The following is a 24,074-nucleotide window of genomic DNA, read 5'->3' as shown; positions in this document are numbered from 1 at the left end:
AGCCTCGGTCACCGCCATCTGTCTGATGTTATCAAGAGGTCCCGACTTTCTTTTAATACACGTACAACCCATATTATTTCTTCTTCAGTTTTTCTTTGATATACTTGATTATAGCCGGGTGAATCCAGTTTCTATAGAAGAATGCTTTCGATTTAGGAGCCAACCCGAATACGGCATTATTGTATTTAGCATTAATATCCGAAGCATCCACATAAGTAGATCCTATAGAATAATCACTTGCCGAAACGGTGATAAACATGGAATCCTGAAAAGGACCCGTAACAATAAGATTAGGCGTATCACTGTTTTTATCCGGATAAAGCTGAACATTGGAAAACCTCATTCTGCTTGAATGTTGCTGCTCTAATCCCTGCTTCATCTTCTTATATGCCTGAGCTCTTGCAGGAGTTTTGAAATACGGATCATTAAGATAACCCGGAGTAAATGTTTCTCCGGCTTTATTCCTGCCTAACAACATCTGATCCCTGTTTAATGACAACAGGACATCCTTATTGCTATCAGCGACCTTCTTGGTAACTTCATGTACGCCTTTAATGGCGTCACTGTATCTATCCCGTATTTGCTTGACTGTTCCCATAATTAAAAAAGGGAGCTGTTATTGCTCCCCCTTCTTCTCTTTCTTTACCTTCGGAGGACTAACCGAATCGAAGGCATCACTCAATAAATCTTCAGGTATATTTTTATGACTCTCTTTCGCCCATTTCAGGAATTTATCCCTATCTCCCTTAAATGACTTTATAAAATCGTCAGATATACTTGTAGTGCCATTCGAATATGTCAATTTCATGTCAGCGAAGTGTATTTATTCACACCACCCAATCCTATGATATCCTTAGCAGCCAAAGATGTTGCGTCAAGAATACGATATTCACCGACCGGCGTAAATGTTAGCAATCCTGTTGTCGAGTTAAAGGCGACTGAAGTAGGAGCGGCACCCGTTTTATCTGCAAACAGGGATTCATCAGCGAACTCAGCCCCATATTCCAATGTATAATCAGTACCTCCGCAGGACGATACTACTCTTGCAGTTCCCGATGTAGTTCCCTTTTCAAGGGAAACTCCTACGATACCGTCAGGTATCTCTCCCAGTTCAAAGGCATGCAGGTTTGGTTCTTCTATCGTTTTATAGTTCACCCCATAATAAACGATTAAACTAAGATTATATACATCAGTGTTCGATGTAGCTTTAGTTCTGCTGATAACAATATAAGAAGAGAATCCTGCAAATGAAGCAGTATCACCCTCCTGAATAAGAGTTCCGTAAACATAACCGTCTTTATCTATGCGGATAACCCTTTTCTTTTGCTGATTTAATGGCATAAGCGACTTATACAGGCAATCACCCGATCCCGGCTCAAATCGATATGTTTCATTTAGTGCATTATACCCTGAAGGTACAGGGCCCGCAAAACCTATCTCATTTGTTGCCACATCACCTCCACTCATGGTGTTCTCAATGAAACTTTTTAATGGGGTTAATTTACCCGAATTAATATTAGCTTCCAGTTCAGCTAAAAATAAGGCTTTATCTGCCGGAAATCTAGCTTTATCATCTGTAACGAACATACCTACGGTATATTCTTCTTTCTTGGAGCACTTTTCTATTCCGGAGAACACTTGAGGTTCCTCTATACATGTACTCTCTACTGTTCCAATTATAGCCATTGTATTATTGAATTAAATTTTTAAAATTTTCAAGAACCAGTTTGTTCTCCAGTTCTATTTCTTCTTTGTAAGATTCACAATCACTTTCATTGATAATTAACTTCAGATTATGCAATTCAATCACATCCAAATGATCCGTATATCGATTCTCTACAACCTCTTTATTCTGACCGGTTGTAAAAACCTCAAAATAATCATGCGAAGGCTTTATAAATCCATCACCCCAACTAACATAACGACGTTTCAAGCTTTTAATGAATGCCTCATAAACGGGTCGTAAAACAGGATCGAATACCTTATTATCCCTACCTCCGGTTGTCCACTCACTAAATGTACGGGCAACAATAGCGATAGATAGATATACAGAAGTTCCTGTGTCGGTCTTGACCTGCTTAAATGTGTTGTAATTGATTATAGCCGGGAATTTAAGTTTCTGACCTTCTGGTATATTATTCAATTGATTTAGTATAGTCGATATCTCATCGGGAGTACCCGGATAATACCACAAATGAAACTCATCATCAAATAAGCAATCATCGACATACGCATACTTAGACAAACCATCGATAAAAGACTTATTCTTATTCAATGTCTCTTTTGTCCTGTATACTGCCGAACCTATTATTTTATTTACCGACAAGATCATATGTCTAAAGCATTGATGGGTTCAAAAACGCCGCATATCCTTACATCCAATCCATTAGCATAGACTTTATAATCAGCCCAGTTCTTTAATAGAAAGTTTTTGCGAAAACGGAATACCTGAGTACACATATCATTCCATGCATTAATCATTTTAAACTGATTGTCTTTCGATTCTGAGAATGAAGATGCCTCCGATATTTCCCCCTTGGGAGTTGTTTTACTTCTGGAATCTTTCATTGCATAGAAATAAACATAGTTAGCTACCGGTGAAAAACCGTATTTTCCTTCTTTCCTGAATAAGGCATCCTTCATATTTATCCATATCTCATTATTAGGATCTTCATATAGGCCATCAATAAATGCACTATATAAATCTTCTCCTAATATGAGTGATAAGCATTCCGGCTCATATTTAGCAATGAAGTAATTCAGGTTACTTTCTCCGACTGATTGCATAAGGCTTCCCAAACCTTCCCTATCATTGTATGATATATTAGGAAGGTTTAAGATTCCCTGGAAATATGTCTTATCAAGTAAGATCATTTCTTCTCTTTGATTTTCTTCTCTAATGATTCCACTTGGGCAGCTGCTTCACCCTCTATTTTTACTTTGCCCTGAGCTTTTAGTTTTGAGGCGATTGGAAGTGAGACATATTTTTTATCTCCTTTCTTATGGAAACTGGTATCTTTAACGAAAGTTACTTCAACAACATCTGATAGACTGATGTTTATACCTTTAGCTTCATTTTCTTTGCTTACTACTGGTCTTTTCATATCATTTTTAAATTATGTAGTTACTGTTTCCGGAGTTTCAATAGCTTCCATGATAGATGTATATTCTCCTTTCACAAAAGCAATCAGATAGTTCGACTTGATATACGCTAAGAGACGCTTTTCACCAATCATAGTAACCATGTTCTTAGTAAAGTCGTCGTTTTCCCATCCGATCTCAATGGTAAGACTGATATAGTCACGGATATTCAAATAGCTGAAGTCCCCAAGAAAAAAGAATCCCTGATCAACGCTTGGAGAAGGAACAATACGAAGTCCAGATATTATTTCACCGTTACCCAAAGAGAAAGGAGGGAATAGGTACTGTCCATTTACATCCTTTGTCAGATTCATGTTGGCCAGATCAATAGGATTTACCCTAACTAAATTAGGCCTGAAATTCATCTTGGATACTGATACAACCTGTGTATAAGCAGCTACGATTGCATCAAAGTAGTTAGGTTTATCAACAGATAATCCAGTTAATGTAAATTCTGGAATTGTAGTGAATACACCTAATATTTCACCATCAGCTCCAGTTCCAAATAAAATACCTTCTTCTTCGGCTAATCCTATTCTGTTTATAATTTCAGTTCTTATTTCAGCAACAAGCTGCGGTAGGTCAGTTATTGTTTCCTCTGTCAATTTAACAGTAAGTGCAACCTTACCTGCGGTAACGGTTATCTCTCTTACTTTTGCTGTCATAGACGGTTTCAATCCACCTTCAGGAACCCAAGCAGCATCCCCTGTGATGTCATACAACTCGCCATATGTAACAGATCTTGCCCCAATAGTTGCAACACTTGCATAATCCCTGATATCGCTTTCTGCTCTTACAGGAGCTGAAATAGATGGATCAACTACCACTCCTGAGATAATATTACCTCCCGAAGTTGTTACAGGTGCAGCTGCTTTACGATCAAAAAAGATTCGAAATTGTTTTCTTTTCCCATTATCGGATGCCTTACATGCGCCCTTAAGATTTACAACTTCACGTCCTTGTGAATCTTTTCCAATAAATCCTTCAAGCTGTTCCCTGATTTGTGTATCAATACTCTTAATCTTGACACTTCCATCTTTCCCGGCTTCCGTAGCAGCTTTTAGGCGAAGCAAAGTTTTATTTACTTCTTCTTTCAGTTCGTCAAGCTCTTTCTTATCAAACTTATCACCGAAATCTTTTTTACCGAATTCTTCAATTTTCTTTTCGGCAGCATCAAATCTCGCTTCTAAGCCTTTCAGATCAATCTCTCCACCTAAGTACTCTTTTACACCTGAGCCTATAGCACTTTCAATGGATGCATCAAGCCCCTCGAAGAATTTAACTTGGTCTTCGGTAAGCTTGGATTTGTCTAATGAATCAATAATTTTCATTCTACTTAATTTTAATTATTAAACTTTATGCCTTCGAAGAATCCATTTCCTTTGGCGGCTCGACTTTCATTGTCTGGCTTCTGAGAACCTTTGGTTTCATTTACCGATTCAACTTTAGCAAGTGCCCAAGCTTTGGAGAATAATCCCTGAATAGCTGATTTTTTATTTATAGGTAAGTCCTTTAACTCGGATGTAATCTTTGATATTAATTCTTCATGAGCATTATTTATATCTTCAGAAGACTTAAGACCCAAGTATTCAGTTTCTCCATTACACCCAATAGATACAACAGAGATTTCATAGAGGATAACCTCTTTGACCATGAATATATCTCCTATCCATTCACATTTATTCCATACATATTCATATCCAAATGAGAATTGATTTATTGAACCTGATTCTAATTGAATTAAGGCGCGATCACCCAACTCAATAGGGTCAACTTTCGCTTCAAAATAAAGTCCTTTATCATCTTCAATAAGTTTAGTAATGCGCGCTATCGGTTCATCCATCTTATGCATCCATAAGAATACAATCTTATCATTGGCATTACTATCCGGGCCTCTATCCGCTATTGATTTAGAGAAACATCCTTTTATAAGCATATCATAAGCTTTATCTACATTTCCGAATATGGCAGCATACCCACTTATGATTCTACTCTCTTTATCGAAAGAATAATCTTTTACTTCTATCGATTTATATTGTTTACCAATAGGCTTATTAGTTTTCATTTTCTATCTTTTTTGCAGGATTAATATCTAAATATTTTGATAATTCAATACGAGCTTCATCTTTACTTATCAGTCCGTTATTTACCAGATTTACAAAAGAGGTAGATACTTTAACTAGGGTTGATGATTCAGCTTGCTTATCGATTTGCAGACATGCAACATGTGAATAGTCAATCTTTATAAAAAGACCATCAGGGCAAAGCGCCTCAGTTAATGTTTCTGATATGTTCTCTGAATCTGGTATTATTAAATCTTGGTATGCCGATTTTTTAGCTGCATCTTTATTGTCATATTTACTATCAGCAGAAAACATGCTTGGATCTAATCCTATTGCATTAGATATCGATGATTGACATGCAGTATCTTCTTCATGAAGTTTTAATTGTCCTACATCAAATGATAATGGTGTCCATTTTATTTTTTTCTGCGTAACCCAAACAGAAAATAGCTTATTGACAATTCCATATTTAGATTTAAAAAGATTATTCAGCTCTTCTTTATCATTTTTTGTCATTGCTGCATTTTGGAACTCAGTACTATCGTCATTACTGATGATACCTTTAGGACCTCCATGTTTTATCAATGTTCCACGCCCGATAATTTGAGCCATCCAGTTATTCACTGAATGAGAAAGGGAATCGCTCTCTGATCGATATTCCAAATCAGAATCTACACCATTAAATACGATCTCTGAGTCAGATATAACGAAATAATCTTCTTCATCTAGATCTATATTTTTACCATTCCAGTCTATATAAGTTTTATTTATAACTTCGCTGATGTCAGATTGCATCCATAATTTTCCGGTAGTATTCTGATGAAACAACTCCGGAGGAATAACCATCATTGACAAGGGTATACTGCCTGATGTAGCTCTCAATGTAAATATTGGACAGTATCCGAATAATTTAAGAGTTATTTCTACCTGCTTGAGAAATTGACGTCCACTTTGAAATAAATTAGGCTTTAACAATAAATCCCTGATTTTTTTTGCCTCTTTTGTTGATGGCTCATTCCCATCTTTATCCTGTATATAAAACCTTCCATTTTTAGAAAGATTTCCGCATCTATTTAGAACCGTGCTCAAAGGAGTACATACTGTTAAAGCTATACGTTTATGAGCATCCAAAGACAGATCAAAATCTACCTTATTATTATTTGATGCATAATGGGATAATCCCGTAAACTCAGACAGTAATTTATTTAAGTACCAATCATTCCCATCAACATCTTTTCCAGAATAGGCGGCTTGATCTCGCATCTGTTTAATATAGATAGGAGTTCTTATACCTTCAACTGTAAATGGATTCCGAAATGACAATACTCTACTCATGTGAATATATTATATGACTTACTTCATTAATATATAAGTTGGGTTCTTTTTTCCTATTAGAATTAAAGCTTCATCGGTGCCATAGGATTTATTTCAAAATACAGGAGTAAATAGAATGTTTTATTGTAATTTGGTCCATATAAACTTCAAAACTTAAAAAAAATGGTAAGACAGGAATGTATTAGAGCATAATAAAGCCCCGAAGAATATCCTCGGGGCAATTGGCATTATGGTTAAATTACAATGCAGTTAAATAGAGCTGCTCTCTATATTCATCACGGGGCACTATCTGCTTGTACTTCGCAGAAATAAAAATTTCCAGTTTGCAACCTGAATACTCTTACTTTCATGCCCCTTTCTCAAATTGGTTTTGTGAGTATTGCGGGACTCGAACCCGCTTGTATAACACTTTGGCTGTACTTAACAATTAATCATCCTACATCTGGATAAACCGAGAAAGTTACACTTACTACTTAGCGTCTAACCCATCCGCCAAATACTCATTTGATATAATATATAAACCGAAATAAATTTTACCAATTAATTTTAAAATCGCGAATATCAGCCATAAAGTCATTATGTCCGATCTCCCACAGGTATAGATCAGCAATGTCAGTACCGGCGGTTAGCTTATCTAGTATTTGCGCCTGAAAGCCCCAACCGGTAACATTATTACCCATAAAGCTGTTTGATAAAGCCACATTATCCGTGTCGGTTGCGCGCAAGACTCCTCCGGATGAAGCGTAAAGTGTAACGTTAGCGCCCAGTGCAGTCAATGCACGGGTTATAAATTGTGCCCATCCAACAGTAGTTCCATTGTAGGAATAACCAGCAGCAATAGAGTCACCGATAACAGTTACATTCTTTCCTTGCCACGCATTACCGAAAATGGGTTTTAACAACTCATAGGTTGCATAAAACAAACTATCAGCCATCGCTGAACTAGCCGATAAACCCGGATGTAATCCATCATCGCACCACGATTTTAAGTTGTTGTAATCGACATCATTCACGATGTTAGACGAATTGAGAGTGTATCCCATTCTTGATGCTAGATCGATAAAAGGAATATTCCTATTTTGACATACGGCTTTTTGTGTCGCAACCAAAGCTTTTAGCGCTCCGTTTCCGGCGCTTCCATCTGTCGTGAAGTGTCCGACGAATGCGTGACGGGCTTTCGGTTTCAATGCAAAAATTTGGTCGATAGCCCTGTTCAAAGACCCTACGAACGTATTCGTGTTCCGCATTGAGATTTTGTAAGTATCATCACCGCCGCTTCCATCTTTAATAATGTTCGACTCGGGGATCATCAAAGTCGGTATCTGAATCTTACCGTCAGTTCCATACGCCTGAGCATCGGTCAACTGATTAGCCGCAATTTCAACCTTCAAATTGTCTGTTTCTACTGCATCTTCGGAATAGACTTTCTGTAAAATAAGACCTTCATCAGAAGCGGCAACTGTGTCGTAAGTGTTTTTTACAGCGTTAATCCGGATATACTTTACACCAAGTCCATAAGGAACATTAATATATGCGTATGTTTTCGGATTGCTTCCTGATGCACCGATACCCGGTCTATTTAAAGGCTGTTCAGGCATATTCGCCGGCCATGGTATAAAGACCTGATTTTCGTCACATAGACTAAATTCGACACAACTATACGTTGTTCCACTAACAGTCCATGAATTCCTTCGATAGGGAGATAGATTCAATTTATATAATCCCGGTTTTACGGGAAAATAATAATCGATATAGCAGTAGCTTGCACCCGCCGTATTACCTGCCGGAACAACTACTCCGTTAACATCAATATTACGATCTAGTACTGTCAAAGGCGTGGGTATTCCTTCGAATAAATTAGGATTAGGGTCTCCACCACTAGGGTGTGATACTATTCCCTCTATTTTAGTTATCTCAGCTTTAATATCAGTGCCGAAATCAAGGCTCTTTAAACTAACCCCGTTGACATCTACCAACGCATCAGCTGTGCCCGTTGCCCCTGACACCTTTTTTAATGATATAGTTTCACGGCTATCGAATACCATTGAAGGCATAGGCATACTAGCAGCAGCAACAACGAAGGTCGGAGCGGCTGATATCGCTACATACCCACATAGATACAAATCCTGATTGGGAGTCGTAAATCTATATTTTTGCTTGTAATTAGGATAGCAATAGTATGCTGGTGTTGTTGCATACTGCATTGCTCCGGAAGAATTAGCAGCCACTAATACCCACGAGGGCATTTCCCGTTTTACCGGGCTACCCCCATTCCACGCTACAAGATTGCTATTTGCATCGATATTGTAATATGGAGGTTCGCCGAAATTCGGAATGTAATTAGCATTACCGTCTATTTCATATGTGGTATTAGGCTCTAACTTATAGATAGCCATATAACCGGCTATATTGGCTGAACCGTCACCACTGGCTACCGGGGCATTACCATTTGACGGGGGATTTGAATTGAGTCCATTAAAAAACCAACGATGAATACCCATATATGCAACCGTTGTCGGGACAAAAGAAGCTTTGAATGATGCTGTCAAATCAGTTTCGGATGTATTGTCGCCTGATGCCGGCATATAATAGGCTGCCGGTGAATTATTGGATGCTATCTTATTGGCTTTGGTAGCTAGTTCCGCAGCTGTGACTTCTCCTGTTTCACCTCTAGAAGGTTTACCTGAGTCCACGCCATCTACAAACCAGTTACCGTTATCTCCTATTGTCATAACAGGAGAATTTCCCTTTAAAAGTGCAACAGGCACCTTAACCGGTTCGTTGGTCGAATTTATACCCGGAGTATATAACCCGTCAATAGATGTAGCCTCCGATAGGCTATTTATATCTATTATTTCTATTTCATCCTTTGTTGCCATAACTTATATGTATTCCTGTATTTTCATCTATTCCCAGAACTACACCGGCAGTAGCGCCTAATACCTTAAGTCTTGGGATGTTTATTATATCATTGTAAAAATCTAATTGCTCAACTTCAATTTTATACACATATAAAGGATACATGTATAGTATTTTGGTTATTTGCGGAGTCGCTCCTTCACTCCGTACATAACTATCCCCATCTACCCATATATCAGATAGGGAGAATGCCAGATTTAACTTCTCAGCAGCCCATACAGGCACACCGAAACCGTCACCTATCGTTAGTACGTCTTTCTTATATGGAGATGCCGATAGTTGAGTTTCTTCACCTCGTTGATTCCTGAAGCTCTCATTGTTAACAAAGAATGTTGTTTCAGAAGGCATAAACGCCCCTTCTACTCTCCATTCAAATACTTTGTAAGAATCTTCTCCTTCTATAAATCTAGTATCAAAATTATCATCTCTGTTTGTGTATGATATATGTACAGTATCAATCAAATCATCTGGATCCAAAACACAAAATACCGATCTGTCAGCAAGGTCATTATTACGGTAAAATTCAAAAGAGTAACGTCCTACAGATAGACCGGATATGAGAATTTCGAAGATTGTATAATTAATTTCGTCCTCTTCATAAGTATATATGGCCGTAGGTGTTATTACTTCTTTCTCTCCGGTTGTAAGATTAGTAAGGAATAGATTTGGCGATATAGAGTCTGTTATAGTATATTGTACTCGGATATTATCAGTAATGGAGAATTTCTGTATATAATACCGCTCTATCTCAAATGGAGTTCTCCAATTGTGATAAAAACTAAGCGAGCTGTATTTGGATACTTTAAATATTGCCATTTAAATTATTATTAAGCATAATTATACTAGCTTATTGACATAAAATATTTATTAACATCAGCCAAAATATCAATAGTTATATTATATTCATCTTCTAAATTGAATGATTCTAATTTTGCAATAAAGCTACCATATGCTTCAGTATGGGATTTCCTAAATACAAAATTACCCATGCAATTAGTCGTATTTATAGCTCGTATCTCAAACTTTCTTTTAGGCGTATATAATATTACATTTTTATTAGTTGTATCTCTTATATTAAATCCTTCTTCAATATATATTGATGCATCATATACGATCCTACATATAGGATAATCGATGTCACATTTAGATATTATGTTATAAACTTCATTTATGCATAATGATACATCAGAGAATATATAAGCTTCATTAATATATATTTTATTTTCTTTTTTAAAAGCTGTAACAATAGAAAAATCATTTAGAGCTTTTATAAACATTATTGTATCCATTACCAATCTTCTTTATTTATATTATCTTTAATACTTCCAGCTACTGTCTCGAAGAACTCGGCAAGTATAGTCATACTATCGGGCGCATCATCATGAGCATTACCGCCCTCTTTCTTATATGAAGTGAGCCCTTTCATAAACCACCAATAGTCAGATCCTTTTTCGTACTCCGATTCAGCGAGGAAATGACAATGTGCTTTTATCCAACCCGATTTCATAAGAATACGCGTCTGTTTAGTCTTGGTTGTCGGGATAGCTTCTATAATACACCTATTGTATTCATCATTCTCTTTGACTAATCGTTTGACATCATTCGCAAATATCTTACCGCCATTGTTAGATTCGATGCGCATACGATCCGGAGAAATGTCTATAACCATTTGCGCCAATCTAGGGCCGGTTATTTCAACAGCATCTTTGGTAAAGAGTATATCTGTAATGAATAGCTGATCACCGAACACACTGGCAAATGGTGAACTGAAATCGTCATTACCTTCATCGGCCACGTCGGTAGCTCCGATCTTACCATCAGGCACACGCCCTTCGATATCTGCTTTTTTGAATCGCTTGAGTTCTGATTTAGGAAAGAGTAATCCTTTTAGTTCAACAGGGTTCTGTTGGTATTCAGCCTCCCATATGCTATCATCTGTTTCCGCTCTCTTATCGAGATAATACTCAGTTGTATGTACATCTTCACAGAATGAGCGATCGTTCTCATCAAGAGCTGATATACGGATAATTTCATGGTAATAATTACCTTCTCGCGATTCTTCGAGTCTGCCGAGAACGTCATTCGCAGACCAGCGTGTACCGATATCAATAGTACAGCAGTTACCCTCTGTTCTTGAATCGTGTGTCCCTTGAAACCAGCTCCAGACCTTTTCATTATTATTATCAGACAGGGCATCTTCAAGAGATTTATACAAGTCGTCTGTCATGGCAAGCATAGACGCACCAAAACCAATAACAGTACCGCCAACACCGGCACCGAAATACGATACTTGTCTTGCCCCTTCTACGCTCCAACCGTGTACATTTTGTTTGTCTCCTTTGAGTTTTATCTCCGGGAATATCTCGTTGAACTTGCGAGAACGGACAATATCACGGGTATCGTATGATAGTTTATTATATAATGGATCGGCGCAACAGTTACGCATGACAGATTCTTCTGGGAAGTGTCCGAACATCCAAGAAATAAAGAGAGAAGATAGATAAGACTTACCGGCACGGGGCGGCATACTCACAGCCAGTCTGTATATCGTATTATTGGAGAAAGCAAGATAAACACACATAAACGCTCCGGCAACTTTCTTCAGGAAATGCCGCTTAGCAAAAAACGAAGGGTCCATATATAAGCAATAAGCCCAGAATTCGCTCCGGGCTTCTCGCTTTCGCAGTATGATGGCCGCTTCAGCTTTTCTTATGAGTATATCTCTGTCACTCAGTTTTGCCATCTATAATGTTTTGCAAGTCTTCGTCTGATAGGTTTTCAAGGTTGCTCTTAATGCCAACCTCTCCGGATAGTTTATTCTCTTGTCGGTTCTTCCAGTTGTCTGGGTCACGGTTGGTTTGAAAGTGAATAATGGCTCCAAGACTTGGAGGATAGTATTTCTCTACAACAGAATGTTCTTTTACTTTGACGATCGGTTTATCGTTCTCATCCTTACGTCCGGTATCTGCCGTAACTGTTTTCTTCTCCTGTATAGTATAGCCTTTGATAAGCTTCACTAAGGAGCGCTTACACTCTATTAGTAAATCTTGGGTTAATTTATCCTGAGCTTTTTTTATAGCCTCTGCAAAATCTGCGTTTTTTGACTGCCATTCGTAGTATGTACGTTCAGATATATTGACTGCCTGGCATATTTCGGCAATAGTATAGCTATCCTTGCTTATCAATTCACAGATACTATTAACAATCTTTTGATTATACTTTGCCATAGAGTAATTGCTTTACCCTAAAATATAAAGAGGAGCTACTTTTTCGGTAACTCCTCTTTTATCTTATATAGAGATAACATGCTAAAATAAATGTTTACTCAACCTTTTATTTAATACGATGGTATCTTCTTTGATTTCTGGTCTATTATTCTTCCATTCGAGCCAATCAAAATGAAGACGAACTCCAAAGCAATAAGATATATTGCGAATAATCAAGCCATCAAATTGCCTATCATTATAAGCGTTTGATTTAAAGGTATCACCTATTTTATATTTACCATCGGCAGCCATTGGCAATGTAACGACATTATGATTAGTATATAGTGCCATAACTCAACCCTCCATCTTAGCCATTGCATCTGCCATATTGATGCAGTTTTCTAACTCATTCACTACTGCTTTTAGTTCTATATACTTCCTCTTGTCTACTGGAGTAGCTAAACCTTCCGGCTGTTTCTCAATTTCCGCCAGTTCTTCTTTCTTTCGAGCAAGCCTATTCTCCAAAACTTTCTTGTATATCATAAGTGGTGTTTCTTTCATGCCGGCAATATTATTTACCGTCAAAGTTATTATTATTTTTTATATGACTCATTAATTATAACAGGAACAGCATTTTTCCATGTTATACGATGGTGCAATCTCCGGTGAGTTTCTCCCATTGGTAGTATTCGACAGCAAGATGGTGAATATATAACAGTATAGAAGCTTTTAATGTATGTTCCGGAGTCAAGATAAAGCTCTGTCATTCCTCCGGAATTAGATTGTGTGGTCAACTGGTTAATTGCTATGTTCGATAAAGTAAGAAAGACATTGCCCCGGCTCTGTACATTGGTATATGTATTTACATCTTCATTGATCCTACCTATAAATTGAAAAGGTCGATCTGTTGAACATATAAAGGTGTTCATACACTTTCGGAACAATTTCCTACTTTTACCAAATGAACCGTTTTCTCCACCAATAAAGTCACCATTCTGAGACATCGCTATACTCTTTATGTCGATTGCTATGTAATAGTCTAACATAGCATCAAATATTACATCCAGATCTTTAATAGCTTTATGAGTATATTTACCTTTCGAATTGAACTTATAAGAGAATGCAGTGTAATCATCATCGCATTGCATAAAGTATTTTATTCCGAGGTTATTTGCAATATCAAAACAAGCATTCCTGGCATAAACAATTGCTCTCCGATCTTCGAAATTATCTCCTTCGTCAAAAGTATCAGATACAGCTTTTTTATCGAATACTATCACTTGTTCACCATATGTCTGCTTATAAACTTCAGCCTGAGTGTCTTCATTATCAATAATAATAAAAATACGTCCTGTATAACCGCACTTTCTGAGAGAGTTATATGTATGCACCTTATTAGGGCGTCCATGAGTTAGAATGAATACGGCAAAATCTTTATTCTTCATGGTCAATGTCGTATTGTTCGTCAATATCTTGAGTTAATTTTACAAAGCCTTTTGATATGGCCGAATCGAAATCAATTATTACCAGAGCCGAATCCTCCATTAGTTCCTGAACATCTTTATCTGAGTGAGCGTAATAATCAGCTATCTTTTCATAATTAAAGACGATATGTCTGGCCGCTGCACATATAAGGAACTTCTTATCTTCTGAGCTTAGGTTCGAATCCTCAACATTAGAAACAAGCTCATTATATTTATCCAGATCAAATAGGTCTGTGATAGCCGGCTTTTCATTTTTAGGCAGGTATTGAGGCGTTGTTATCTTATTTGTGTAAAGATCATCACCTGTTTCTTTTTTATCCGATGATTCGGTGGCTCCAATGCCGACAGAAGATAAATCAATACTGAACTCCCAAAGGTCTAAATCTTCCGGAGTGAAATCTTCCATTACAGCTTCTATGTCAAAGACCGATGTATCGTTAGTATAATTATCGGCTAGCGCCAATGCTTTACGTCTTGAATCCTCTGTCTTGAGGTCTGTTCTTTTGATGGCGATTAGTTCTGTGCCGTCAGACTCTATAACACGAACTTTTAAACCCAACTCCTGTGCCTGTTCATATACTCCATTACCGGCAATAATACAGTTTTCATTATCAAATAGAATTGAACGCCCGGCTCCACAATCTTCGAGACTCTTTCGGATAAGCCGTTTATTCTTTTCTCCGTGTATACGGTAATTCTTAGGATCAAACTTTAATTTAGACATGCCTTTTATCTGTAAAATATAAAAGACGGAGATTGATTACTGTTTTACATCTTGTATTAGCATGACAAAGGAATGTTGTTAACTCATCAATTCGACGATTGAGTGCATCATGGTCTATATTCATAACTGATTAATTATTATATAAATATACGAAAAATATCTCAAAATAACTCTCTATTATTCAACTTGTTTTTGATTAATTCGAGTACTCCATTGTAAATATCATACAGCTCTTTCTTATCTTCAGATACCTTCACTCACAACCAATAACTGAGCTTTATGTATATTTCGAACATCTCTTTCCAATACAGCTCGAATAAATTCGGATTGAGGCATGTCTTTACTCTGCATGATCATATCTATACTATTAGTTATGATACAAAAAAAAGCCTATCATATAAATGATAGGCTGGGCAAATAATTATTAGTTGTGGAACTATTGTTTAACAAACTAAACCAATCAATGCTCATAATTTCCTACTGATAACTCAAGCCGTTTTATCTGCTCGTTAAGAATTCTTAGCCTTTCTTTATAAAAACATGTAGGCATATTATCTCCTACCCATAACCTCCATCCTCTAATTTCTTGATGAATATCATAATATGTTGATGGCAGCAGATAATATGGATCATTGAAGTCTATCAATATTTCTATTTTTTCTTTTATATCATCCATGTCAGTTATTATTATTTATATAGTAAATATAATAATAAATTTATAAATTTTGAAGTGTATTAATATTTTCTTAATTCCTCCAGTAACTTTTCCATACCTGAAATAATCTTTGCTTTTTGTTCATCCGAAAACTTACCGGGGTTTCCATTTGCATTTTTACCCGATAACTTTCGAAGTATTCCGGATGTATATTTTATATCACAATACTCCGGAAGGAAACTGCGGCATTTTATGTATTTTATTTTCTCTGTAAATTTATCTATTTCTGCCATTTTCATGAATATTATATGATTTATACCAGTCAGACATCCTTTTTATTAATCCTTCTATTCTCTCTGTATTTTCATAGTAATCGACAATATTATCGATATCGTCCACTATTTCAAAAGAGTTGCCTTCTACCTTAGCTAAAAACCTGGGAGGTCTGCTATGAAAAATATAAACGGATCCCGGGTCCGCCCTAGGATTTTGAGCTACCATAAATTTGGGTAATTTTGCCATAATTATATTTCTTTCGCTTGTGAAAAATCTCTATCCTTGAATAAGGCAGACAGACCGGTTATCTGCTTCAATCTTAACAACTCATCCGCATCCATCCCGATATTTTTTAATATCCACGCGTCCGACATTCCGGAGCTTACAAGTTCGGATACAATATTACTCATTAATTCTATAGAATGCGACCCACGGGCCCGGTTATGGCGAATGGTAGACGCCATTCGGTTAGAAACATCCTTTTCTATTACTACTACAGGCATCATGCCATTTTCACGGTCGTATATATCCCTATGCTTCATCATCACGGTATAACGGTGAAAACCGTCTACAATCTCGTATTTATCTATATCCGGAAGATAGTAACAGACAATGGGCATCGTATAGCCATCTTCCTTGATAGACTGATACAATAGTTTCATTTCAGGTGGTGCAACAGCATTTGGGTTATAACTGTTAGCCTGAATTTTCTCTATAGGAATGGCCCGGACGTTGTATACCGGACTTTTGTAGTTACTTTTATATGTAAATAAATCCTTCATAATAATGCGTTGTATTTATTCATGATAGCCTTTCGGCGTTCATTTTCATTTTTTGTGAGAGAAAACCCCATATACTTACACAGGTGATCGTTTTTCATGATACATATACACATGCGCTTGTATGTGGGTATCAGATTAAAATCTTTACTGTCGATGTCGTCAATATACTCCATCCGTACAGGTTTTTTATCCGTGTTATAGTTAGAGTCTGAACCTATCTCTATTTCTATTCCGGCATTATGCAGGTCCTGTATCGTTTCATCGGAAAGAACACCGCCCCGGGTCTGCCAGAACTTCATAGAAGTTTCGAGCTTCGACATGTAATTTTGCTTGATTTCTTCCGGTAGTGTATCCAGTAGGAAATACATGTAGCTTTTCCATGTATGCCCGGCCGGTAATGTTATGGATTTCCATCCCATGGCTGTAGTACCTCCGTATATCCCGGTGAAATTAACACCATTCACCCGGCTAACAAGTTTACCCCATGTATGAGGCTCTATCGTACGGTACAATTTCAGGCTATCCTGAGCAGCTGAAAGAAAAGGGCTGGCAACGCGCATAGCATCGATAGGAACTCCTGCCTGATAATACAAGTCATATAATCGATTGTACATCCAACCGAAACGCGCATTTGCGGTCCATATATCCTCTGTTATCCAGTCATAGATAGGGTAAGCATTGTAGACGTTGCTGTACATCTCTTTCGTCCATTTCATGCCGTTATAGTTCCGGTAGTTCCTGTCGCTGTGTATTGCGCGCCAGCGATGAAGGCTTTCCTGTGTACGAATACCAATCAAACAACAGGTTCGCTTAGCTTTTTTCTTTTCATGCAGCCAAAGACCGAACTTTTCCTGAAACTCGTAATCCCACATATTTTCATTGAAAAAAGGAAAGTCTTTTTCTATTAAACAATTGACAGGCTTTTGACTTACCCATATGTCTGACATATCCGGCTGCCATGGGCGCCAGTAGTCCTGATGCATGGATGTACAGGTAGTTACTTTGAACGGAACGCATATCCGGTAAACCTCCAAGATGTCAGAATTGGAGGCAAGCGTTTCGTTAACGTATTCCGTAGTCATCTCATACTGCGCCTCATAATCCATATGGAAAACACCTAATTTCCGGTCCGGACAATTATTCCGGATATAATCGATACATAGATTGAGCAGCACGCCGCTATCCTTTCCTCCGGAAAAAGATACATACACATTATCGAATTCCCGGAATACATATTCAATTCTTTTTATGGTTGCTTCGTAGACTGTCATTTCATTATTAAATCATTATCACTGTCCTTATCCTTATAGAATTTTCCATCAATAGTATAATAATACACGTTCTTATTACCTATTATCACAACCAGGGGGAAAGTACTGTTATCCCTGTCGAATAGCAATATCTTTGCCTGTTTACCACTTTTGGTAACAACATCTATTCCGGTTTTAGCTTTTTCAAGATCAAACTTTTTATTCATATAGGTATAATTTTCAGCTAATATAGGAATAATATCCAAATCGGAAGAAATATCCTCTTTCGTTTTACCCTTAAAATACTCAACCATACCTATTTTCTTATCAATATTTTTATCGATAAGTGTTTCAAGTCCTACATTTCCGGTCAAATCCCAATACCGGCAATCATATTCTTGACCGGTACGAGCTGTACGGGCTGTAGAATGTTTCCGAAGGGCGTAATCCCAGATCTTATCAAAATATATTGTATTGTTCAGGTGTTGAAGATTTAATCCCTGAGCTTCTTTCTGGTAACTCAACACCGTGGCTTTAGCGAATCGTTTTTCGCAGGCTTCACGACTCGAAATATACTTACAGTAGATAATCGTACGGCTTTCGTCGATCTCTTTAAACAAACCTTCCAGCAGCTTAAACTTTTCTTCTGTACAGCAATAGACATGCTGCATTTTTTGTGTCATCTCAAGAAAAATGTTGTTATTCTTCCAGAGCAGCATTTCATCATTCAGGTACTTATCTTTTAACCGTCTGTATTCCGATAGGCTATCCGCATCAATATTATATCTTAGTTCTGAGTAATTCTGCCTTATGCTGAGATTTAAATCACACTCAAAAACATAATGACGTATAAGGGAATATAGATAATCAATATTTTCATAACCGGTTATAAACTCTTTTGTATATTCCTTATAACTGCCAAATCTCTTGGTTATGGTCGTGTATTCACAGAATGTGTTCTTGAATTCCGTGATATCCATGTTCAGGATCCTAGGGCTTAAGAATTCCATTTGCGGCCATAGATCGAGCAGATTCTTGCTTAAGGGAGTACCATTAAGTATTAGTTTATATTCAACCATTTTACTTAAATCCAATAACCTTTTTGTTCGCTTGGCGTTCGCATTCTTTATTTTAAGGCTTTCGTCAACGATAATAAACGGCTTTAAAGAATGTTCAATTCTGGATCGGACATCCAAATATATACGATCGCTCTGGCTGATACTCTCAACACCGATATATTCTACCGGAGCCTGGAATCCGCCCCATTTACTCACTTCATCAATAACAGAGGGTAACCCGTCTTTAGGACGAATAGTCCGTAAAGGCGCTATCCATACAATCAAATCAATATCCTGGATACTATTTGCTAATTCTATAGCGACACGTGTTTTCCCGGTTCCCGGTTCCATAAACAACGCACCCACCCGCCAGTCAGATAGGTGCGTTATGGCCGATTGTTGATTCGGGAGAAGGTTCATTTTTCGAGGTCAGGGATTGAGTTATCGGAAACAGGAGATTGCTTGTCTGGTACATGCCGTGTAACTATCGTATCATACTCATCCGGTTCAGGATCACACCCTAGCTTCTCTCTGTAGAGCCATACAGGAATAACCACATGACCTCCCAATTTTTTATTTAATGTAAAATTTCTACATAGCTTTTTAGGAAGCCATATTTCTTTTTCATTAAAATAGATAAGATAAGCTCTAATAGTTTCGCCGTAGAGCTTATCGAATTTTATCCTTACTTTAGTTTCCATAGATATTCTTCATATCTATAGTTGGTTCGAGTAATCTGTCTATTTGACAATTACGGCTTATGTACTTTTCAAAAGCGTAATCGTCTTTTTTCTCTGTAACCGGCAATGTTAGATAAAATTCACCTATCTTATGTGTGTGGGAGTCATTTCCCTTGTATACTTGGACAATGGGCATCCATGAATAACCTTTAGAGGTTATATTTTCATCTTTTATCCATAAAAAAATCTGTTCGTCACTTGGATTTAAATGCTTGAATAGTCCACTATCGTTTATTTGTTTGCCGGTTGCAATAACGGCTGTACTGCTTAGTGTAACCATTTCTGGTATTTCGATATTTGGGGAAGCCTCAAGATCGGATTTCGCATTCTCAGCTAAGATTTCGAAAGTTTCAATCTCTTGTAGAGCTTCTTCTATAGAGGATAAGACATTATTTATTACCTCTTCCTCCTGGCTCTTAATCCATGATAGCGGCTGACTTGGGCATTCAATCCGGCAACTTACTTTAAAGTCACCGTTTTCGTTTTGCCAAATATAAGTCTTGGTGGACATTTTTTTTGTATTCCAACCTGCATCATTTAAATAAATGCGTTTAATACTTCCTTTTATCCATAAAGTTTCGCCTAGTTTTTCTGCGAGTAATTCGATTGTTATCATAATTGTTCTGCCTGTTTTTATGCTGCTGGCTCCGCAGTTCTGATTAATTGATATGCAAATATAGATATAAAATTATATATATGCAAGTCTTATTGATAAAAAAAAGAGGAACCAATGAGTTCCTCTTTTAATATATTAATAATAACAATAGTTTAATATCATTGATTGCGAGCTATCCAGCCTTCGAGCTTTACACATTTATTTCCATAAATCGTCAAAGTATCTCCATTTATTTTATAAGTAGATCCTGTATTTAAAACTCCGGTTTCCGGTACCCAGTATGAACCACTATTATATATATAATAACTCTTAGAATCATAGTGCAATATTTTGCCTAAATACACCATATAATATTCAGGGTATAACTGTTCTTTAGGAAAAATACGGAGTTCATCTGTAGGTAATCCTGCATCATCCAGTACAGCCCAAACGCCAAATAAACGGGCATCGTATCCGGGTTTATCATCGTCCTTACTACATGATAAAAATAAAGTAACGAATAGTAGTATTGATAGTAGTTGTTTCATTTGTTGGTTAGTTTAGTTTATTATCGTCTAAGATCGCTATTAATTTGGATATTGATGCTCTTTCAATCAACATGACAGATATATATGCTGACATTAAATGTGAAGTTACAATAAGTAAATGACAATATGTGTCTTGAGATGTATAGTCGCAATTTACTACAAACTTATGAGATGCAACATCATTAATATTAACTCTACCTATAGAAGCTATGTCACAACTAAGATATCCGATTATATGATTATCATATTCTATATGCTGTTTCTTTGCCTCTTGGACTATTTTAATGAATTCTTTTAAATAGTTTATAAATTTAATACGGTCTTTTGTATTTAAAATAATAGAGGATAATTGACCGAATCCGAAATAAATATTAATCCAAACTTCCTTCATCTTTGGGTCAAAACTTATTCTAGATTCAAAATTAGATATTTGCTCACCTTGTATATACTGCATTGCATCAAATACCCCGAGTTCGACATTATTCATGTTATAGTTGTAATGTTTAAGTTTGCATAACAAAACTAAACATTACTTTCTATTTTCCTTTTATTTCTTCTAATAATTTTTCGATATCGGATATTGAATTGATTTTATATACATCTCCGTCATACTCAATATAACCCAATACACCTTTTTTTTGCGTAGTAAATAACTCTATAAAATCTACATTGAGAGCATCGGATATCTCTTGCAACCTGCCGATCGTTGGATTTCCATTTAGCGATTTAGACAATCCAACTTCTGTAATATTAATTCTTTCCGCAAGGTCTTTCATCATTATCCCCTGCTCTTTACAAATTTCTTTTATTCTAAGATTCATAATTATACGCTTTGTTTAACTGCAAAAATAATAATAAATATATAATATGTATAAGTATTTAATTAAAATATACGAATTGTATAATATTTAATATTTATTAACTATATTATTGTTGCATGTAATTATACAATGTGTATATTTGTAGTATCAAAATTAAACAAATCGTATAATTTAAATATCACACATATGAAACCTCGATATAACAAAAGCAAAATCATGAAAGAAGCTCACCGCTTAATGAGAGTAGAAGGCTATACAAGATCACAGGCTTTAACATTGGCTTGGGACAAAGCAAGAAGAAGCGAGTTCTATTTGATTATCGTAAAAAGAGAAGTTGCTTCTGATTATGTATACGATGAAAACAACTTCGCTAATACATTGATCAATGATTATTCAACTTACGGATATAAAGGAGATTAAGATTATGAAAGCAACAATAATTGAAATTGAATATATGCCGACCCCAAACGCAACGGGGGTTGTTTTTGAGACCTACAGAAACATGACTGTATTTCAGGCTATAGCGAAGTTAAAGAGGTGGTATAACGAAGCGATCATCTATAATGTAAAAGCAGAATATTAACAATATCACACACGACAATGGAAACAATAGACTTTTTGATATACCCAGAAATAGATGGTAATACAGCTAAAGCACAGGCAATAATAGAAAACGGCAAATGCGTGAGTTATAAGCTTCTGTTTAAAAGCCCGAGACGATTCTATTATTCATTTATAAACGATGCTGATGAAGCTTTCAGAGAGCAGTATCCTGAATATTATTAAACTAAACTATCATGAAATTACCAAACCTAATTATAAACAAGCTAAAGGCCTCTGGCTTTTCAAATACAGGCGACAATAGATCGTATAATATACGTTCGCTTAATAACCTATTACAAGTAGGTATGATAGATTTTATATTCGCATCTGCCAGTGATTACGCACAAAGTTCTAAGGCGTTTTGGTATCCCTGCAAAGATGGCAAAAAGAGATGCACAGCGTATAAGGTCAAGATACTTGACAAGTGGTATTACGGTCACTTCATGCCTAAATCGCGTACATATCGTGACTGTATGGGTGGTAAAACTACTGACGCTATAAAATATAGCGAGATAGATCTATATGATGTCCTTTGTCGCGTTGCAAGGCTTATAAGCATCAATAAAGAAGGCTTTGATTTTTTGAAAAATCAGATAAATAAACACGGTGCGTGCGGTTGCACTAAGTGTAATGGTACCGGTATAATACCTCAATTTATGCATTATGCTCAAGGTGTATGCTTTGAATGTGGTGGCTCTGGCATCAATTCAAGCATACTTAAAAGCTATATTCAATCGAACGTACAGAAATAACCTTATAGCTATGAAAAGAGAATTATCATTTACCGACCTAGATCAACTGTCAATAGATCATCTACAAGCAATGCTTGACCGATCTAACCTGTCAGAAGAGAACTGCAAGCGTATAGCTTACGAAATACACATCAGAAGCATAGAACTACCTAAAGAATGGGAATTAAATAATTAAATATACAGTTATGGAAACAAAGATTTACAAGTCAACAGTACAGTCTCTCAATCAATACCGTCTTTAAACTTGCAAATATATCCCTTACTATTTTTAGCCTCACCTGTCTGTGAAGATAAGCGGGGCTTTTTCTATGTCCATACCTTTAATATAAAAATACTCAGCCTCTTTATATTTTAGGATAAATAACCAGATGAAAATAATCTACAACAACATTTTACCGATAAAAGGGTATATAGCCATAAACCTTTTCGGGATCATCTTTGCCCGAAAAGAGTATAAACAGATATCGGATACTATTCTCAACCATGAACAAATTCATACCAAACAGATGCAAGAGCTTCTATACCTATTCTTCTATTTGTGGTATGGTATCGAGTGGATTGTCCGCCTGATCCAATACCGGAATGCTAAAGCCGCTTATTACAATATATCATTCGAAAGGGAAGCATATAGTAATCAGGTTGATCTGGGATATTTAGGTGTCCGAAAAAGGTTTGAATTCATAAAGTATTTATATATAAATAAAAGCAAATGAAAGAATCAGTTCACGAATTAATATCACCATATCTACCGGCCATATATAAGGCTCTGTTTTCGTATATTATAGTCTTACTGGCTGTAATAGCAGATTTATGGTCCGGGATAAGCAAATCAAAGGCAAAAGGTATATATACCCATACTTATGGATTAGATAGAACCTTAGATAAACTAAGAAAAAGGTACAATCTATTATTAGCCTTTAGTCTTGTGGATTCACTGATAATAATCTCTGAGATTAATCCAAGTAACATTCCATATGCAACTATAGGAGCTGCAATTATCATGTGTCTGGTTGAAATCAAATCGATCTTCGAGAAAGACGAAGATAAAGGACGCTATAAAGAAGCTGCTAAAACCGCAGCAGAGCTATGGAAAGGTATAAACAAAGAAGAACTAGCTGATAT

Annotated in this window: 36 protein-coding genes; 7 read left to right on the top strand and 29 right to left on the bottom strand. The window is 36.5% G+C overall.

Annotated elements, in window-relative coordinates:
- Positions 1-73: 73 nt before the first annotated feature.
- The 29 genes from BUC12_RS10395 to BUC12_RS10255 form a co-directional block, all read right to left on the bottom strand.
- Entirely contained in the window at positions 74-598 is a 525-nt protein-coding gene (locus BUC12_RS10395; RefSeq protein WP_062179310.1) for a hypothetical protein, read from the bottom strand.
- An 18-nt stretch (positions 599-616) separates the two neighbouring features.
- Complete coding sequence (locus BUC12_RS10390) at positions 617-808, bottom strand: hypothetical protein (protein WP_062179307.1); 192 nt, start codon at positions 806-808, stop codon at positions 617-619.
- The gene (locus BUC12_RS10385) at positions 805-1,686 is read right to left on the bottom strand and encodes a hypothetical protein (RefSeq protein ID WP_062179304.1); all 882 of its coding nucleotides are present in this window, start codon (positions 1,684-1,686) and stop codon (positions 805-807) included. The genes BUC12_RS10390 and BUC12_RS10385 overlap by 4 nt, the downstream gene beginning before the upstream one ends.
- A 4-nt stretch (positions 1,687-1,690) precedes the next feature.
- A complete protein-coding gene (locus BUC12_RS10380) occupies positions 1,691-2,332 on the bottom strand; it encodes a hypothetical protein (protein ID WP_062179301.1) in 642 nt (213 codons plus the stop codon).
- Positions 2,329-2,874 carry a hypothetical protein gene (locus BUC12_RS10375; RefSeq protein WP_062179298.1) on the bottom strand — a complete coding sequence of 182 codons (546 nt, stop codon included), beginning with the start codon at positions 2,872-2,874 and terminating at the stop codon, positions 2,329-2,331. Before BUC12_RS10375 ends, BUC12_RS10380 begins: the two co-directional genes overlap by 4 nt.
- A complete protein-coding gene (locus tag BUC12_RS10370; protein WP_062179295.1) occupies positions 2,871-3,104 on the bottom strand; it encodes a hypothetical protein in 234 nt (77 codons plus the stop codon). The genes BUC12_RS10375 and BUC12_RS10370 overlap by 4 nt, the downstream gene beginning before the upstream one ends.
- Positions 3,105-3,116: 12 nt before the next feature.
- The gene (locus tag BUC12_RS10365; protein WP_062179293.1) at positions 3,117-4,472 is read right to left on the bottom strand and encodes a phage major capsid protein; all 1,356 of its coding nucleotides are present in this window, start codon (positions 4,470-4,472) and stop codon (positions 3,117-3,119) included.
- An 11-nt stretch (positions 4,473-4,483) separates the two neighbouring features.
- Entirely contained in the window at positions 4,484-5,206 is a 723-nt protein-coding gene (locus tag BUC12_RS10360; RefSeq protein ID WP_062179290.1) for an HK97 family phage prohead protease, read from the bottom strand.
- Complete coding sequence (locus BUC12_RS10355; RefSeq protein WP_062179287.1) at positions 5,196-6,539, bottom strand: phage portal protein; 1,344 nt, start codon at positions 6,537-6,539, stop codon at positions 5,196-5,198. Before BUC12_RS10355 ends, BUC12_RS10360 begins: the two co-directional genes overlap by 11 nt.
- A gap of 533 nt (positions 6,540-7,072) precedes the next feature.
- Positions 7,073-9,418, bottom strand: coding sequence for an SGNH/GDSL hydrolase family protein (locus tag BUC12_RS10350; protein ID WP_062179284.1), 2,346 nt, complete (start codon positions 9,416-9,418; stop codon positions 7,073-7,075).
- The gene (locus BUC12_RS10345) at positions 9,402-10,274 is read right to left on the bottom strand and encodes a hypothetical protein (protein WP_062179281.1); all 873 of its coding nucleotides are present in this window, start codon (positions 10,272-10,274) and stop codon (positions 9,402-9,404) included. Before BUC12_RS10345 ends, BUC12_RS10350 begins: the two co-directional genes overlap by 17 nt.
- A gap of 26 nt (positions 10,275-10,300) precedes the next feature.
- Positions 10,301-10,747 (bottom strand): hypothetical protein, encoded by a 447-nt coding sequence (locus BUC12_RS10340; RefSeq protein ID WP_062179278.1) that lies wholly within the window; start codon positions 10,745-10,747, stop codon positions 10,301-10,303.
- Positions 10,747-12,201 (bottom strand): phage terminase large subunit, encoded by a 1,455-nt coding sequence (gene terL, locus BUC12_RS10335; protein ID WP_062179275.1) that lies wholly within the window; start codon positions 12,199-12,201, stop codon positions 10,747-10,749. Before terL ends, BUC12_RS10340 begins: the two co-directional genes overlap by 1 nt.
- Positions 12,185-12,685, bottom strand: a complete 501-nt coding sequence (locus BUC12_RS10330; RefSeq protein ID WP_062179272.1) for a phBC6A51 family helix-turn-helix protein — start codon at positions 12,683-12,685, stop codon at positions 12,185-12,187. Before BUC12_RS10330 ends, terL begins: the two co-directional genes overlap by 17 nt.
- Before the next feature lie 81 nt (positions 12,686-12,766).
- Complete coding sequence (locus tag BUC12_RS10325) at positions 12,767-13,015, bottom strand: hypothetical protein (protein ID WP_139262046.1); 249 nt, start codon at positions 13,013-13,015, stop codon at positions 12,767-12,769.
- 3 nt (positions 13,016-13,018) lie between these two features.
- Complete coding sequence (locus BUC12_RS10320) at positions 13,019-13,225, bottom strand: hypothetical protein (RefSeq protein ID WP_062179266.1); 207 nt, start codon at positions 13,223-13,225, stop codon at positions 13,019-13,021.
- A 32-nt stretch (positions 13,226-13,257) separates the two neighbouring features.
- On the bottom strand, positions 13,258-14,109 hold the full coding sequence (locus BUC12_RS10315; protein WP_062179263.1) for a GREB1-related protein: 852 nt from the start codon (positions 14,107-14,109) through the stop codon (positions 13,258-13,260).
- Entirely contained in the window at positions 14,099-14,872 is a 774-nt protein-coding gene (locus tag BUC12_RS20350; protein ID WP_236689382.1) for a ParB N-terminal domain-containing protein, read from the bottom strand. Before BUC12_RS20350 ends, BUC12_RS10315 begins: the two co-directional genes overlap by 11 nt.
- 460 nt (positions 14,873-15,332) lie before the next feature.
- Positions 15,333-15,548, bottom strand: coding sequence for a hypothetical protein (locus BUC12_RS10305; RefSeq protein ID WP_062179260.1), 216 nt, complete (start codon positions 15,546-15,548; stop codon positions 15,333-15,335).
- Positions 15,549-15,607: 59 nt separating this feature from the next.
- Positions 15,608-15,820 (bottom strand): hypothetical protein, encoded by a 213-nt coding sequence (locus tag BUC12_RS10300; RefSeq protein WP_139262045.1) that lies wholly within the window; start codon positions 15,818-15,820, stop codon positions 15,608-15,610.
- Positions 15,804-16,049, bottom strand: a complete 246-nt coding sequence (locus BUC12_RS10295) for a hypothetical protein (protein WP_062179253.1) — start codon at positions 16,047-16,049, stop codon at positions 15,804-15,806. Before BUC12_RS10295 ends, BUC12_RS10300 begins: the two co-directional genes overlap by 17 nt.
- Before the next feature lie 2 nt (positions 16,050-16,051).
- Entirely contained in the window at positions 16,052-16,585 is a 534-nt protein-coding gene (locus BUC12_RS10290; RefSeq protein ID WP_062179250.1) for an IbrB-like domain-containing protein, read from the bottom strand.
- On the bottom strand, positions 16,582-17,856 hold the full coding sequence (locus BUC12_RS10285; RefSeq protein WP_062179247.1) for a DUF3440 domain-containing protein: 1,275 nt from the start codon (positions 17,854-17,856) through the stop codon (positions 16,582-16,584). The genes BUC12_RS10290 and BUC12_RS10285 overlap by 4 nt, the downstream gene beginning before the upstream one ends.
- On the bottom strand, positions 17,853-19,313 hold the full coding sequence (locus tag BUC12_RS10280) for a DEAD/DEAH box helicase (RefSeq protein WP_070808578.1): 1,461 nt from the start codon (positions 19,311-19,313) through the stop codon (positions 17,853-17,855). The genes BUC12_RS10285 and BUC12_RS10280 overlap by 4 nt, the downstream gene beginning before the upstream one ends.
- A complete protein-coding gene (locus tag BUC12_RS10275; RefSeq protein WP_062179244.1) occupies positions 19,310-19,594 on the bottom strand; it encodes a hypothetical protein in 285 nt (94 codons plus the stop codon). The genes BUC12_RS10280 and BUC12_RS10275 overlap by 4 nt, the downstream gene beginning before the upstream one ends.
- The gene (locus BUC12_RS10270; RefSeq protein WP_062179240.1) at positions 19,584-20,249 is read right to left on the bottom strand and encodes a hypothetical protein; all 666 of its coding nucleotides are present in this window, start codon (positions 20,247-20,249) and stop codon (positions 19,584-19,586) included. The genes BUC12_RS10275 and BUC12_RS10270 overlap by 11 nt, the downstream gene beginning before the upstream one ends.
- Before the next feature lie 158 nt (positions 20,250-20,407).
- Positions 20,408-20,776 (bottom strand): hypothetical protein, encoded by a 369-nt coding sequence (locus tag BUC12_RS10265; protein WP_062179237.1) that lies wholly within the window; start codon positions 20,774-20,776, stop codon positions 20,408-20,410.
- A 7-nt stretch (positions 20,777-20,783) separates the two neighbouring features.
- On the bottom strand, positions 20,784-21,263 hold the full coding sequence (locus BUC12_RS10260) for a hypothetical protein (RefSeq protein ID WP_062179234.1): 480 nt from the start codon (positions 21,261-21,263) through the stop codon (positions 20,784-20,786).
- 49 nt (positions 21,264-21,312) lie between these two features.
- Positions 21,313-21,597, bottom strand: a complete 285-nt coding sequence (locus BUC12_RS10255) for a helix-turn-helix domain-containing protein (RefSeq protein WP_175552625.1) — start codon at positions 21,595-21,597, stop codon at positions 21,313-21,315.
- Positions 21,598-21,813: 216 nt separating this feature from the next.
- On the opposite strand from BUC12_RS10255, the gene BUC12_RS10250 reads away from it, so the two are divergent.
- The 7 genes from BUC12_RS10250 to BUC12_RS10225 form a co-directional block, all read left to right on the top strand.
- On the top strand, positions 21,814-22,017 hold the full coding sequence (locus BUC12_RS10250; protein ID WP_157257521.1) for a hypothetical protein: 204 nt from the start codon (positions 21,814-21,816) through the stop codon (positions 22,015-22,017).
- A gap of 4 nt (positions 22,018-22,021) precedes the next feature.
- Positions 22,022-22,180 carry a hypothetical protein gene (locus tag BUC12_RS20050; protein ID WP_157257519.1) on the top strand — a complete coding sequence of 53 codons (159 nt, stop codon included), beginning with the start codon at positions 22,022-22,024 and terminating at the stop codon, positions 22,178-22,180.
- Positions 22,181-22,197: 17 nt separating this feature from the next.
- Complete coding sequence (locus BUC12_RS10240; protein WP_062179222.1) at positions 22,198-22,383, top strand: hypothetical protein; 186 nt, start codon at positions 22,198-22,200, stop codon at positions 22,381-22,383.
- An 11-nt stretch (positions 22,384-22,394) separates the two neighbouring features.
- On the top strand, positions 22,395-22,952 hold the full coding sequence (locus tag BUC12_RS10235; RefSeq protein WP_062179219.1) for a hypothetical protein: 558 nt from the start codon (positions 22,395-22,397) through the stop codon (positions 22,950-22,952).
- Between the two features lie 10 nt (positions 22,953-22,962).
- Complete coding sequence (locus BUC12_RS20045; RefSeq protein ID WP_157257517.1) at positions 22,963-23,127, top strand: hypothetical protein; 165 nt, start codon at positions 22,963-22,965, stop codon at positions 23,125-23,127.
- Between the two features lie 193 nt (positions 23,128-23,320).
- Entirely contained in the window at positions 23,321-23,665 is a 345-nt protein-coding gene (locus BUC12_RS10230; RefSeq protein ID WP_062179216.1) for a hypothetical protein, read from the top strand.
- On the top strand, positions 23,662-24,074 hold a 413-nt coding region (locus BUC12_RS10225; protein ID WP_073357309.1), incomplete at its 3' end, for a hypothetical protein. The genes BUC12_RS10230 and BUC12_RS10225, both read left to right, overlap by 4 nt.

The sequence above is a fragment of the Indolivaga macrotermitis genome (assembly GCF_900128985.1).
GTDB classification, from domain to species: Bacteria; Bacteroidota; Bacteroidia; order Bacteroidales; family Dysgonomonadaceae; genus Dysgonomonas_A; species Dysgonomonas_A macrotermitis.
Note: the sequence above shows the minus strand (reverse complement) of the source record. Positions and strands in the feature narration are given on the sequence as shown.